12 protein-coding genes are annotated in these 14058 nt (G+C 61.4%); 8 read left to right on the top strand and 4 right to left on the bottom strand.

The window, feature by feature from the left end:
• Positions 1 to 6 precede the first annotated feature (6 nt).
• Positions 7 to 756 carry an AraC family transcriptional regulator gene (locus tag N2A98_RS18740; protein WP_044268471.1) on the bottom strand — a complete coding sequence of 250 codons (750 nt, stop codon included), beginning with the start codon at positions 754 to 756 and terminating at the stop codon, positions 7 to 9.
• 137 nt (positions 757 to 893) lie between these two features.
• Here N2A98_RS18740 and N2A98_RS18735 point away from each other — a divergent pair, with 137 nt between their 5' ends.
• Positions 894 to 1703 (top strand): UDP-2,3-diacylglucosamine diphosphatase, encoded by an 810-nt coding sequence (locus N2A98_RS18735; RefSeq protein ID WP_003192999.1) that lies wholly within the window; start codon positions 894 to 896, stop codon positions 1701 to 1703.
• A gap of 456 nt (positions 1704 to 2159) precedes the next feature.
• Here N2A98_RS18735 and N2A98_RS18730 read toward each other — a convergent pair whose 3' ends face one another.
• The 3 genes from N2A98_RS18730 to phhA form a co-directional block, all read right to left on the bottom strand.
• Positions 2160 to 3353, bottom strand: coding sequence for an amino acid aminotransferase (locus tag N2A98_RS18730; RefSeq protein ID WP_275622488.1), 1194 nt, complete (start codon positions 3351 to 3353; stop codon positions 2160 to 2162).
• Positions 3353 to 3709 (bottom strand): 4a-hydroxytetrahydrobiopterin dehydratase, encoded by a 357-nt coding sequence (locus N2A98_RS18725; protein WP_003192995.1) that lies wholly within the window; start codon positions 3707 to 3709, stop codon positions 3353 to 3355. Before N2A98_RS18725 ends, N2A98_RS18730 begins: the two co-directional genes overlap by 1 nt.
• A gap of 98 nt (positions 3710 to 3807) precedes the next feature.
• Positions 3808 to 4599, bottom strand: coding sequence for a phenylalanine 4-monooxygenase (gene phhA, locus N2A98_RS18720; RefSeq protein WP_275622487.1), 792 nt, complete (start codon positions 4597 to 4599; stop codon positions 3808 to 3810).
• Between the two features lie 257 nt (positions 4600 to 4856).
• Here phhA and N2A98_RS18715 point away from each other — a divergent pair, with 257 nt between their 5' ends.
• The 7 genes from N2A98_RS18715 (at position 4857) to flgK (ending at position 14052) form a co-directional block, all read left to right on the top strand.
• A complete protein-coding gene (locus N2A98_RS18715; RefSeq protein WP_003192990.1) occupies positions 4857 to 6422 on the top strand; it encodes a sigma-54-dependent phenylalanine hydroxylase transcriptional regulator PhhR in 1566 nt (521 codons plus the stop codon).
• 857 nt (positions 6423 to 7279) lie between these two features.
• Positions 7280 to 8020, top strand: a complete 741-nt coding sequence (locus N2A98_RS18710; protein WP_003192988.1) for a flagellar basal body rod protein FlgF — start codon at positions 7280 to 7282, stop codon at positions 8018 to 8020.
• Between the two features lie 62 nt (positions 8021 to 8082).
• Positions 8083 to 8868, top strand: a complete 786-nt coding sequence (gene flgG / locus N2A98_RS18705) for a flagellar basal-body rod protein FlgG (protein ID WP_003192986.1) — start codon at positions 8083 to 8085, stop codon at positions 8866 to 8868.
• A 52-nt stretch (positions 8869 to 8920) separates the two neighbouring features.
• The gene (flgH, locus tag N2A98_RS18700) at positions 8921 to 9616 is read left to right on the top strand and encodes a flagellar basal body L-ring protein FlgH (protein ID WP_032895934.1); all 696 of its coding nucleotides are present in this window, start codon (positions 8921 to 8923) and stop codon (positions 9614 to 9616) included.
• Positions 9617 to 9622: 6 nt separating this feature from the next.
• Positions 9623 to 10732 carry a flagellar basal body P-ring protein FlgI gene (locus tag N2A98_RS18695; protein ID WP_161794338.1) on the top strand — a complete coding sequence of 370 codons (1110 nt, stop codon included), beginning with the start codon at positions 9623 to 9625 and terminating at the stop codon, positions 10730 to 10732.
• A gap of 4 nt (positions 10733 to 10736) precedes the next feature.
• Positions 10737 to 11996 (top strand): flagellar assembly peptidoglycan hydrolase FlgJ, encoded by a 1260-nt coding sequence (gene flgJ / locus N2A98_RS18690; protein ID WP_038451059.1) that lies wholly within the window; start codon positions 10737 to 10739, stop codon positions 11994 to 11996.
• Between the two features lie 10 nt (positions 11997 to 12006).
• Entirely contained in the window at positions 12007 to 14052 is a 2046-nt protein-coding gene (gene flgK, locus N2A98_RS18685) for a flagellar hook-associated protein FlgK (RefSeq protein ID WP_275622486.1), read from the top strand.
• The last annotated feature ends 6 nt before the right edge of the window (positions 14053 to 14058 follow it).

Genomic DNA, 14058 nt, shown 5'->3' with positions numbered 1-14058 from the left:
CTCTTGCTAGCCCGCCCGACGCAACGCCCCGGGCGAGGCGCCAAAGGCCCGTAGCATGGCCGCGCAAAATGCGCTTTGTGAGGCGTAGCCGACGCGCTCGGCAATCTCGCCGATGGGCAGGGAGGTTTCGCGTAACAGCCTGAGCGCCATGTGCAGGCGGCGACTGCGTAGATAGTCCATCGGCGTCTGCCCGCATTCCGCCATAAACCGTGCATGCAGGCGCGGCACGGACAAATCGGCGATCCGTGCCAGGTCGGCCACCTGGAGAGGGCGCGCCGCATGGCGCTCGATATGGGCATTGAACGCCGCGTAAGGCAGGCGCCGGCCCGGCAGTGTTTGGGCCTGAGGATGGTTGAGGCTGGCCAGTAACAGCACAGCCCCTTGCTGGACGATCAGCGGGTCGTGCACCGGGCTTTGTGCCAGCCACTGCACCAGTTGGTGTTGCCGGGCATCCAGCGCCAGGCGCGCGGGTTGGTCGAGCAAGCGGCGGCTGGCATCGGCATGTTCGCCCAAGGATTGCACCATCCAGTTTTCAGTCGGTACATCCAGCACCAGGCAGCGGCTGCCATCGCGGCTGATGCAGGCATGATGGGTGGAGAAGGGCAGCACCATCACGCTGCTTTCGCGCACCTGGCTGCCACGGCCATCGACTTCCAGGTCCAGGTGCCCGGACAGGCCGAACACCAACTGCGCATGGTCATGGCTGTGGGCAATGGGCGCTTCGAGGTAGTGGCGTAGCGTGAGGGTCGGGCTCATCGCGGTCTCCAGGGCGGCAAGCTGTCAGTCTACAACGCTTGGCGGGCAGCGGGGGCTGTCATCAGACTGACGCACGCTTGTCATGGGCTATTAATCGCGAGGGTGCAAGCTCGCCAAAACAGCGTCGAGGGATGCCCATGACCCGTGCCGAGTTCACCAAGCCCAGCCGCAAGCAACGGGTGCGAACCCTGTGGATTTCCGACGTGCACCTGGGCACCCGGGATTGCCAGGCCGAACACCTGTCGCACTTTCTCAAGGGCTACCACGCCGACAAGGTCTACCTGGTCGGTGACATCATCGACGGTTGGAAAATGCGCGGCGGCATGTATTGGCCTCAAGCCCATACCAACGTGATCCGCCGCCTGCTGACCATGGCCAAGCGTGGCACCGAGGTCATCTATGTCACCGGCAATCATGACGAGTTCCTGCGTCGCTATTCCAAGCTGATCCTGGGCAATATCCAGTTGGTCGATGAAGCCGTGCACGTCACCGCCGATGGTCGCCACTTGCTGGTGATTCATGGCGACCAGTTTGATGTAATCACGCGCTATCACCGCTGGCTCGCCTTCCTTGGCGATTCGGCCTACGAATTCACCCTGACGCTGAACCGCTGGCTGAACCACTGGCGTGCGCGGTACGGCTACGGTTACTGGTCGCTGTCGGCTTACCTGAAGCACAAGGTCAAGACAGCGGTGAGTTTTATCAGCGATTTCGAAGAGGCGATTGCCCACGAAGTGACCAAGCGTGAATTGCACGGGGTGGTGTGCGGGCATATTCACCATGCCGAGATTCGCAAGGTGGGCGAGGTGGATTACCTCAACTGCGGGGATTGGGTGGAGTCGTGCACGGCCTTGATCGAGCACTGGGATGGGCATATCGAGTTGTATCGGTTGGCGGATGCGCAGGCTAAAGAGGCACTGCTCAAGGCTGAAATGGTTGCTGGCTGAAGGTGGAAGCTGGCTTGCCTGCGATTGCTTTAGGTCTACACAACTTTGTAGGCTGCAGCAGCAGACGGTAACCACGATGCGAAGCGAGCCGCTCTTGATCTGCTTTTGATCTGCTTTTGATCTCAGGCGCCCCGTTAAACCACGCTGGCCGGAATTCGACAGGGATTTGGGGGGTAAACCGGCAGGGATGCCGGTTTAGCCGCCCCGCGCCATGGATGGCGCGTGGCGGCGGCCCCCAAATCACTGGCGGATTACGGGCACACCGAGCCTAGGCGAGGTGCCGAGTGGTGGGGCAAGAGCGTTTTGCTTACTTTTGCGCTGTTCAAAAGTGAGCCGCCGTCAGGGCGGAACCCTAGGTGGCCGTTACCTAAATAACGGATATGTACCCGGTCCAACTGTGTTGACTGCTAGGCCGCCTTCGCGAGCAAGCCCGCTCCCACACCTAATCCCGTTTCTTCAGTTAGAGACGTCAGCAATGGCTTGAGCCAGCAACGTCAAGCGCGTCGCATCAACCCCGGCCACGTTAGCCCGCCCCGAACTGACCATATACACACTGTGCTTCTCGCGCAGTTGCTTGACCTGCTCGGCACTCAAGCCGGTATAGGAAAACATCCCCCGCTGCGCGCCGATATGCGCAAAGCGCTCGGCCAGCCCATGGGGCGCAAGCGCTTCCACCAACCCGGAACGCAACTGGGCGATCCGCGAACGCATGGCCTCGACTTCCTCGCTCCACTGCTTTTTCAGCTGCGCATCACCGAGGATGGTCGCCACCACGGCGGCGCCGTGATCCGGCGGCGTCGACCACAGGTTGCGCGCGATATTCGCCAGTTGGCTACGTACATCGGTGAGCTTTTCAGCATCCGCCGCACACACAATCAATGCACCTACGCGGTCGCGGTACAGGCCGAAGTTCTTCGAGCACGAACTGGTAATCAGCACTTCCGGCAGCTCGGCGGCAAACAGGCGCACCGCCCAGGCGTCCTGCTCCAGGCCATCGCCAAAGCCCTGGTAGGCGAAGTCGATCAGCGGCAGCAACTGGCGTTCACGCACGATCTGCAAGACCTGGCGCCAGTCATCCTGGGACAGGTCAAAGCCGGTCGGGTTATGGCAGCACGCGTGCAGTAATACCACGTCGCCCTTGGGCACGCTGGACAGGGTCGCCAGCATCGCCGTCAGGTCCAGGCGGTTGTCGCTGCCCACGTAAGGGTAATGACTGACCTTGAGCCCGGCCTTGGCAAAAATGGTTTCGTGTATCGGCCAGGTCGGGTTGCTCAGCCACACGCCACGGCCCGGCAGGCTGTGGGCGATAAAGTCGGCACTCAGGCGCAGGGCGCCGGTGCCGCCGGGGGTTTGCGTGGCGCCAGCGCGGCGGTCACGCAGCAAGGCCGAGTCGGCGCCGAGCACCAGTTCGCTGATCAGGCTGCCGAAGGCTGCATCGCCATGGCCACCGATATAGGTCTTGGTCACTTGGGTGTCGACCAGGCGCTGTTCCGCCAGCTTCACCGAGTGAGGAATCGGCGTCAGGCCTTGGTCGTCCTTATAGACACCTACGCCCAGGTCGAACTTGTTCGGGTTGGCATCCTGGGCATACAGGTCCATCAGCCCGAGGATCGGGTCGCCGGGCACGCGACCAATGGCATCGAAATGCATTACTTGCGGCCCTCGGCGGTCTTGGCCACTTCGTCGGTGCGCGCGGCCATGATGAAGTCGTTACGGTGCAGGCCCTTGATGGAGTGGCTCCACCAGGTCACGGTGACTTTGCCCCACTCGGTGAGCAGGCCTGGGTGATGGCCTTCGGCTTCGGAGATTTCACCCATGGCGTTGGTGAAGGCCAGGGCGAATTTGAAGTTCTTGAACAGGAAAACCTTTTCCAACTGCATCACGCCGTCGCGCACTTCGATGTTCCAGTCAGGGATCTGCTTGATCAGTACCGGCAGTTCTTCATCGCTGACTTGCGGGGCATCGGCGCGGCAGGCTTCGCAGTGGGCTTGGTTCAAGGTGGTCATGGAAGGTGTCCTGAATTCGAATGATTGAAGGTCAGTGGCGTTACCCTAAAGCAACGCGGGGCCAGGGAACAGACTCACCTGGCCTTAAAACGTGAGGTTCACGCGGCTTTGGGCTTGGGTGGGAATTTCGGTGCGTGCAGACCCAGCTGCATACCGCGCTCGACCATGCCCATGATGTCTTCCTGCGCCACGTCGAACAGGCGCTTGAGTTCGGGCAAGACGAAGTACAGCGGTTGCAGGATGTCGATGCGATAGGGGGTGCGCATCGCTTCCAGCGGGTCGAAGGCCTGGTGCTCGGGCTCGTCCGACAGGCAATACACACTTTCTTTAGGCGACGACAGAATGCCGCCACCGTAGATACGCCGGCCCTGGGGCGTGTCCACCAGGCCGAACTCGATAGTCATCCAGTACAGGCGCGCCAGGTACACCCGTTGCTCCTTGGTGGCCGCCAGGCCGAGCTTGCCGTAAGTGTGGGTAAATTCAGCGAACCAGGGGTTGGTCAGCAGCGGGCAGTGGCCAAAGATCTCGTGGAAAATATCCGGCTCTTGCAGGTAGTCCAGTTCTTCACGGGTGCGAATAAAAGTCGCCACCGGGAACTGCTTGCTGGCCAGTAATTCAAAAAAGGTCTGGAAGGGGATCAGCGCCGGCACGCGGGCGACTTGCCAGCCGGTGGTGTCGGCCAGCACCTTGTTGATCTCGTCCAGTTGGGGAATGCGGTCCAGGGGCAGGCCGAGCTTGTCGATGCCGTCCAAGTATTCCTGGCAGGCGCGGCCCTCGATCACTTTCAATTGGCGAGTGATCAGGGTGTTCCACACCGCATGTTCTTCGGGCGGGTAGTGGATAAAACCTTGCGCATCGGGCTCGCGGGCCACGTAGTGCGTCTGCTTCATACGGCTCTCCTGCTAGGCATTCGTTCTTGTTATGTCCTGGGATGCCTCTATTGATAACCGGATAGGCGCAGGATTCCATCCGCCTTTAGCGGACGTATGTAGGAAAAATTACCGGTAATCGTAAAGTATTCGTTACGATAGGCCCGCTTGTCGCAGCTATAGGCTGGGAATAGCTGCCGTACTGTCACATAATCTTGACGACTATCTGCGCCCAGCGACAAAAAGACGCGGCGCCTACTCCCTTTTCGAGTTTTTCCATGCGTATCAAAGTGCACTGCCAGAACCGCATCGGCATCCTGCGGGACATCCTCAACCTGCTGGTGGAGTACGGCGTCAACGTCGCCAAGGGCGAAGTCGGCGGTGAGCATGGCAACGCCATCTACCTGTTTTGCCCTAACCTGGTGAATATGCAATTTCAGGCGTTGCGCCCGCAGTTCGAGGCGATTGCCGGGGTGTTTGGCGTCAAGCGGGTAGGGCTGATGCCTAGCGAGCGTCGGCATATGGAACTCAATGCATTGCTCGGCGCCCTGGAATTTCCGGTGCTGTCCATTGATATGGGCGGCTCCATCGTGGCCGCCAACCGTGCGGCGGCGCAGTTGCTGGGCGTACGGGTGGATGAAGTGCCGGGGATACCCCTGTCGCGGTATGCCGAGGACTTTGACCTGCCGGAACTGGTGCGCGCCAGCAAATCGCGAATCAATGGCCTGCGGGTCAAGGTCAAGGGCGACGTATTTCTGGCGGACATCGCGCCCCTGCAATCTTCCGAGCACGATGACAGCGAAGCCATGGCCGGCGCCGTGCTCACCCTGCACCGCGCCGACCGTGTCGGTGAGCGTATCTATAACGTGCGCAAGCAAGAGCTGCGCGGTTTCGACAGCATCTTCCAGAGCTCCAAGGTCATGGCCGCGGTGGTGCGTGAAGCGCGGCGCATGGCGCCGCTGGATGCACCGCTATTAATAGAAGGCGAAACCGGCACCGGCAAGGAGCTGTTGGCCCGGGCCTGCCACTTGGCCAGCCCCCGCGGGCAATCGCCGTTGATGGCGCTCAACTGTGCGGGGTTGCCCGAGTCGATGGCCGAGACCGAACTGTTTGGCTACGGCCCCGGCGCATTTGAAGGGGCGCGGGCCGAAGGCAAGTTGGGCCTGCTTGAGCTGACGGCGGGCGGTACCTTGTTTCTGGATGGCGTGGGGGAAATGAGCGCGCGCTTGCAGGTCAAGCTGCTGCGCTTTCTGCAGGACGGGTGTTTTCGCCGGGTAGGCAGTGATGAAGAGGTGTACCTGGATGTGCGGGTGATCTGTGCGACCCAGGTGGATTTGTCGGAGCTCTGCGCCCGGGGTGAGTTTCGCCAGGACCTTTATCATCGGCTGAATGTGCTGTCGTTGCATATCCCGCCATTGCGCGAATGCCTGGATGGCCTTGCGCCGTTGGTCGAGCACTTTCTCGACCAGGCCAGCCGGCAGATCGGTTGCCCACTGCCCAAGTTGGCCCCCGCCGCGATGGACAAGCTCAGCCACTACCACTGGCCGGGCAATGTGCGGCAACTGGAAAACGTGCTGTTCCAGGCGGTGTCGTTGTGTGAGGGCGGTACGGTCAAGGTTGAGCATATTCGCTTGCCGGATTATGGCGTGCGCCAGCCGCTGGGTGATTTTTCCCTGGAGGGCAGCCTGGAGGATATCGTCGGGCGCTTTGAGAAGGCGGTGTTGGAAAGCCTGTATGCCGAACATCCGAGCAGTCGCCAGTTGGGCAAGCGCCTGGGGGTGTCGCACACCACCATTGCCAACAAGCTGCGTGATTACGAAGTGCTCAAGGCTGATCGCAGTTAAAACGGTGGTAGCTTGCTCCTGTGACGGCCGGCGCTGATCTAACTGACGCACCGCGATCCAAATGTGGGAGCTGGCTTGCCTGCGAAGACGGCCTAACAGTCAACACAGCTGGACCGGGTACATATTCGATATTTAGGTAACGGCCACTTAGGGTTCCGCCCTGACGGCGGCTCACTTTTGAACAGCGCAAAAGTAAGCAAAACGCTCTTGCCCCACCACTCGGCACCTCGCCTAGGCTCGGTGTGCCCGTAATCCGCCAGTGATTTGGGGGGCCGCCGCCACGCGCCATCCATGGCGCGGGGCGGCTAAACCGGCATCCCTGCCGGTTTACCCCCCAAATCCCTGTCGAATTCCGGCCAGCGTGGTTTAACGGGGCGCCTGAGATCAAGATCAAAAGCAGATCAAGAGCTACTCGCTTCGCATCGTGGGTACCGTCTGCTGCTACAGCCCACTGTCAGTTGGCATATCAGTGTCTGTTCCACCGCTATCGCAGGCAAGCCCGCTCCCACATTAGTTGGGTATTGGCCACGGAATCAGCGCCCGGCATCAATCCTCTGTGGGAGCGGGCTTGCTCGCGAATACGGTAGGTCATTCAACATATCAGTGACTGAGCCACCGCATTCGCGAGCAAGCCCGCTCCCACATTTGATCTTTGTCGTTTTCCAGGCCGGTGTTTGCCGCAGGCGGCAGTAGTCCGCCGTTTTTTCGACTGTTTCTGCCCTGCCTATTTCAGCTACCTCCACGAAACCCCCGCCGCGCCTGGACTTTGGCCTCTTTTTAAAAGTTGGTTCGCAAATTGCTTAAGCCTCCTCAGTACAGCGGTGGGCGGCAAGCGTCCGTCAGAAAGAGGATAGAGCGTGGACAAGTACCTTTATGTGGCAATGACCGGCGCCAGCCAGAATGCACTGGCGCAGAAGGCCCATGCCAACAATCTGGCGAACATTTCCACCAACGGTTTCCAGCGCGACCTGGAGCAGGCGCGTTCGATGCCGGTGTTCGGTGACAGCTTTCCGGCGCGGGCGTTTGCCATGACCGAGCGGCCGGCCACTGATTTTTCTCCTGGCGCGATGATCGAAACCGGCCGCGACCTCGATGTGGCCGTCAGCGGCGACGGCTGGATGGCCGTGCAAACCCCCGATGGCGGCGAAGCCTACGTGCGCAGCGCCAGCATGAACGTGGATGCCCTGGGCGTGCTGCGGGCTGGCAACGGTATGCCGATCATGGGCAACGGTGGCCCGATTGCCGTGCCGCCCCAGCAGAAAATCGAAGTGGGTTCGGACGGCACCATCAGCATCCGTGCCATGGGTGAAGGCCCGCGGGTGATGGCGGAAGTGGACCGTATCAAGATGGTCCAGCCAGACCTCAAGAACATGACCAAAGGCCTGGACGGCACCATCCACACCAAGGATGGCCAGCCGGCCCAGGCCGACGCGAACGTGCGGCTGACCTCGGGTTTCTTGCAGGCGAGTAACGTCAATGCCGTGGAAGAAATGACCGCGGTGCTGGCGCTGGCCAAGCAGTTCGAGTTGCACATCAAGATGATGAACAGCGCTAAAGAAGACGACCAGGCCATGACGCGCGTCATGCAGATGAGCTGATTCAAGCCCACTCACTAATTTGCAACGCAGCGCCAACCATCCGGCGCACGAAGGAGAACAGCATGCTTCCGGCTCTATGGGTTGCCAAGACAGGCCTGTCCGCCCAGGACACCAACCTGACGACCATTTCCAACAACCTGGCAAACGTGTCGACCACGGGCTTCAAACGTGACCGCGCCGAGTTCCAGGACTTGCTCTACCAGATCAAGAAGCAACCGGGCGCCCAATCGACCCAGGACAGCGAGCTGCCGTCGGGCCTGCAACTGGGTACCGGTGTGCAGATCGTCGGCACCCAGAAAAACTTCAGCGCCGGTAACCTGCAGCAAACCGGCCAGCCCCTGGACATGGCGATCAATGGCCGCGGCTTTTTCCAGGTGCTGCAGCCGGATGGCACCACCTCTTACACCCGTGACGGCACTTTCCACCTGGACTCCAACGGCCAGATCGTGACCGCCAACGGTTTCGCCCTGGAGCCTGCTGTCGTGGTGCCGCCCGACGCCAAGACCTTCACCGTCGGCAACGACGGCACCGTGTCCATCACCGTGGCTGGCAACCCGGCCTCCCAAGTGATCGGCAACCTGCAAACCGCCGACTTCATCAACCCGGCCGGCCTGCAGGCGATGGGCAACAACCTGTTCCTGGAAACCGCCTCCAGTGGCGCGCCGCAAATCGGCACCCCTGGCTTGAACGGCTTCGGCACCACGCTGCAAAGCACCCTGGAAACCTCCAACGTCAGCACCGTTGAGGAGATGGTCAACATGATCACCACCCAGCGCGCCTACGAGATGAACTCCAAGGTGATTTCCACCGCCGACCAGATGCTTTCGTTCGTTACGCAGAATCTGTAATCAGTCTATGGGGCGCCCTTGAGGGTGCCTGCAACACCGTGAGGTTAGGGTCATGAATCGCTATGTTTGTGTGTTGGCATTGAGTGGGATCGCCGTGCTTGCGGGCTGTGTCGCGCCCTCGCCAAAGCCCAATGACCCGTACTATGCGCCGGTGTTGCCACGCACGCCGCTGCCGGCGGCGGCCAACAATGGCTCGATCTACCAGGCCGGGTTCGAGCAGAACCTGTACAGCGACCGCAAGGCGTTCCGGGTCGGTGACATCATCACCATCACCCTGAACGAGAAGACCCAGGCCAGCAAGAACGCCAACTCGCAGATCGGCAAGAACAGCAAGACCAGCATCGGCCTGACCTCGCTGTTCGGCGGTGGCCTGAACACCAATAACCCGCTGGGCAGCGGTGACCTGAGCCTGGACGCCGGCTACAGCGGCGACCGTGCCACCAACGGCAAGAGCGCAGCAGGGCAGGGCAACAGCCTGACCGGTTCGATCACCGTGACCGTCGCCGACGTATTGCCCAACGGCATCATTGCCGTGCGCGGTGAAAAGTGGATGACCCTCAACACCGGCGACGAGCTGGTGCGCATCGCCGGCATGGTCCGCGCCGATGACATCTCCACCGACAACACCGTGCCGTCGACGCGCATTGCCGATGCACGCATTACCTACTCGGGCACCGGTTCGTTTGCCGATGCGAGCCAGCCGGGCTGGTTCGACCGCTTCTTCCTCAGCCCGCTGTTCCCTTTCTAGGTGGCCATTTTGAAGTTCAAACAGCTGATGGCGATGGCGCTTTTGCTGGCCTTGAGTGCTGTGGCCCAGGCCGAGCGCCTGAAGGACATCGCCAGTATTTCCGGCGTGCGCTCCAACCAGTTGATCGGCTATGGCCTGGTGGTGGGGCTCAACGGCACGGGTGACCAGACCACCCAGACGCCGTTCACCCTGCAAACCTTCAACAACATGCTCTCGCAGTTCGGCATCAAGGTGCCGCCAGGCTCGGGCAACGTGCAGTTGAAGAACGTCGCAGCAGTGTCGATCAGCGCCGATCTGCCCGCGTTCGCCAAGCCGGGGCAGGTGGTGGACATCACCGTGTCGTCCATGGGTAACTCCAAGAGCCTGCGCGGCGGCACCTTGCTGATGACGCCGCTCAAAGGTATCGACGGCAACGTCTACGCCATCGCCCAAGGCAACCTGGTGGTCGGCGGTTTTGACGCCGAAGGCCGCGACGGCTCGAAGATCACCGTCAACGTGCCGTCGGCCGGGCGTATCCCCGGTGGCGCCACGGTTGAACGCACCGTGCCGAGTGGTTTCAATCAGGGCAACAGCCTGACCCTGAACCTCAACCGCTCCGACTTCACCACCGCCAAGCGCGTGGTCGACAAGATCAATGACATGCTCGGCCCTGGCGTGGCCCAGGCCATCGATGGCGGCTCGATTCGTGTCACTGCTCCGCTGGACCCAAGCCAGCGGGTTGACTACCTGTCGATCCTGGAAAACCTTGAAGTGGACCCCGGCCAGGCCGTGGCCAAAGTCATCATCAACTCGCGCACCGGCACCATCGTGATCGGCCAGAACGTCAAGGTCTCGCCGGCGGCGGTGACCCACGGCAGCCTGACGGTGACCATCACCGAAGACCCGATCGTCAGCCAGCCGGGGCCGTTGTCCGGTGGCCAGACTGCCGTGGTCCCGCGTTCGCGCGTCAATGCCCAGCAAGAAGCCAAACCGATGTTCAAGTTCGGCCCCGGCACCACCCTGGACGAGATTGTCCGTGCGGTGAACCAGGTGGGCGCCGCGCCCGGCGACTTGATGGCGATCCTCGAAGCTTTGAAGCAGGCCGGCGCGTTGCAAGCCGACCTGATCGTGATCTGAGGCCATGGCCATGGATATGCGCAAGAGCGGCATCAGCAGCACGGCGGACTCGGGGTCTTACTCCGACCTGAACCGGCTTAACCAGCTCAAGGTGGGTGACGACAAAAACAGCGAAGGCAACCTGCGCAAAGTGGCGCAGGAATTCGAGTCGCTGTTTTTGAACGAGATGCTCAAGTCCATGCGTTCGGCCACCGAGGCCCTGGGCAAGGACAACCCGCTGAACACCCCGGCCGCCAAGCAGTACCAGGAAATGTACGACCAGCAACTGGCGGTGTCGATGTCCCGCGAAGGCGGCGGTATCGGCCTGGCCGATGTGCTGATGCGCCAGATGCAGAAGAACAAACCGGTGGAGGCCCAGGCCGCCACCTTGCAAGGCCCGGCGGCGGATGCGCCGGTGAAGAAAGTCGATGTGCCGACCGAGATTGCCGCCGGTACCCAGGCTGAAGGCCCGTTGGGCCGCTCCAATGGCCAGCGGCCTTTGTGGGCATATCGCGTGGCTGTGCCTGAGGGGGCCAGTACCCATGCCAACGACATGGAGCTGATGAACCAGCGCCGTATCGCCTTGCCCAGCAAGTTGGCCGACCGCCTGCTGGCGGGCATCGTGCCGAACGCTCCGGTTGAAGCCAAAGCCGCGCCCCTGCGTAACAGCGCTGCCGACGACACGGTCATCAACAGCAGTGCGCGTAGCTTTGCCGTGCCGAGCGGGCGCATGCAAGTGTATGGCCGCGCCATTGCCCAGCCACCGCTGGCACCAGCGAAGAAAGCCTTCAGCTCCCAGGATGAGTTTGTCGCCACCATGCTGCCGATGGCCAAGGCCGCCGCCGCACGTATCGGTATCGACCCCAAGTACCTGGTGGCCCAGGCCGCACTGGAAACCGGCTGGGGCAAATCGGTGATGCGCGCCGAGGACGGCAGCAGCAGCCACAACCTGTTCGGCATCAAGGCCGGCCAGAGCTGGCAGGGCGGTCAGGCCCGGGCGATCACCAGCGAGTTTCGCGATGGTGCGATGGTCAAGGAAACGGCGCAGTTCCGTTCCTACAGCTCCTACCAGGACAGCTTCCACGACCTCGTGACCCTGCTGCAAAGCCATGATCGCTATAAAGAAGTTGTGAAATCAGCCGACAACCCGGAACAGTTTGTACGCGAGTTGCAAAAAGCCGGTTATGCAACCGACCCGGATTACGCCAGCAAGATTTCGCAGATCGCAAAAAACATGAACAGTTACCAGAACTACGCTGCCGCTGGCGCAACCACACATTTATAAGGTCTGAACCATGAGTTTGCTCAGTATCGGGATGTCAGGGCTCAATGCCGCTCAAGGATCGTTGTCGGTCTTGAGTAATAACATCGCCAACGTGAATACCCCGGGGTACTCGCGTCAGCAGACCACGCAAAATACCAACGCGTCGAACCCGTTCGGCGGCGTGTACATCGGCAGCGGCACCACCCTGGCCGATGTGCGCCGGGTGTACAACGAGTACCTGGACACCGCTTACCAGAACAGCACGGCGCTCAATAACGATGCCAAGGCATACCTGGACCAGGTCGGTGCCGTCGACAAAGTGCTGTCGGACAAAACCACCGGTCTGTCCTCGGTGCTCAGTTCGTTCTTCGCCACCCTGCAAACCGCCGCGTCCAACCCCAGCGACCTGTCGGCCCGCCAACTGCTGGTGACCAACGCCCAGACCCTGAGCAGCCGTTTCAACGCGATCTCCACGCAGTTGACTCAGCAGAAAGAGACGATCAACAACCAACTGAGCAGCATGAGTGACCAGGTCAACCAATTGACCGCCTCGATTGCCTCCCTCAACCAGCAGATCTCCCAGGCCCAAGGCAGCTCCAACAGCGCCCCGGCCAACCTGCTGGACTCGCGTAACGAGGCAGTACGCTCGCTCAATGAGTTGATTGGTGTCACGGCCACCGAGAAAAACGGCCAGTTCAGTGTGACCACCGGCAGCGGCCAGTCCCTGGTGGAGGGCGGGATCTCCAACAAGATTTCCGCCGCGCCAAGCAAAACCGATAACAGCCAGTACACCATCCAGCTGGACATGAACGGCACCACCCTGGACCTGGGCTCGGTGATCAGCGGCGGCAGCATCGGCGGCCTGTTGCGCTATCGCAGCGATGCCTTGATGCCGGCCATCAATGAACTGGGCCGTATCGCCATCGCCACGGCAGACACGCTCAACAACCAACTGGGCCAGGGCCTGGACCTCAACGGTGACTTTGGTGTTTCGCTGTTCAAAGACATCAACAGCGCCGCCGCCATTGCCTCGCGCAGCCAGGGTGCCTGGGGCAACAGCGCCGGCGCGGGCAACCTGAACGTGACGATCAAGGACAGCAGTCAGTTGTCCACGTTTGACTACACCGTGACCTTCAACGACAAGACCGATCCTAACAAGATCACGGTGTTGCGTTCGGACGGCAAGGCCATGGGCACCTTTGACATGAGCGCTACACCGCCGCCGACCCTGGATGGTTTCACCCTGGCGCTGGACGGCAAGGGCACCATGGCGTTTGGCGACAGCTTCAAGGTCAGCCCCACCGCCACGGGCGCCAGCGGTATTGGTGTGGCGCTCACCGATGCGAACAAACTGGCGTTCGCCGGCGCGTTGGCAGGTACCAGCAGCACGACCAACAGCGGCACGGGTACCTTCACCCAGCCGGCCTTGACGGTGCCTCTGGATATCCATGGCGGCACCGACACCGCGCAGCTGCGCGCCGGTATTGAAAACTCGATGCCGGTGAAGATGGTGTTCGGCAAGCCCGCCGCCGACGGTACGCAGTCCTATACCATCAACGATTCCAAGGGCAATCCGATTGGCACTGGCTCGATCATTCCGGGGCAGGGCAACAAGATCACCGTGGACGTGCCGATGCGCGACGCCAGCGGTGCCGCCATTCCCGGCAAGAGCTTCAAGTTCGACACCACCGTCAACGGCTCGCCGGCAGACGGCGACAGCACCACCTTTGCCTTCAACAGTGGCGGCAAGTCCGACGGCCGCAACGCCCAGGAACTGCTGAACCTGCAAACCAAGGCCACCGTCGGCATGGGCGATGGCAACGCGGGCACCAGCCTGGTGGGCGCCAACAGCAAGCTGGTCTCGACCGTAGGTGCCAAGGCCAGCCAGGCCGGGGTCGACACCGCCGCCACCGGCGCGTTGCTCAGCGCCAACAAGGAAGCACGCAACTCGGTATCCGGGGTCAACCTGGATGATGAAGCGGGCGACATGATCAAGTTCCAGCAGTACTACACCGCGTCGTCGCAGATCATCAAGGCTGCGCAGGAAACCTTCACCACACTGATGAATGCTCTTTAAGGGAGG

The organism is Pseudomonas sp. FJ2-5-13 (genome assembly GCF_029201605.1).
Classification (GTDB): Bacteria; Pseudomonadota; Gammaproteobacteria; order Pseudomonadales; family Pseudomonadaceae; genus Aquipseudomonas; species Aquipseudomonas lactis.
The sequence above is the reverse complement of the archived record's forward strand: the minus strand, read 5'-3'. Positions and strand labels throughout refer to the sequence as shown.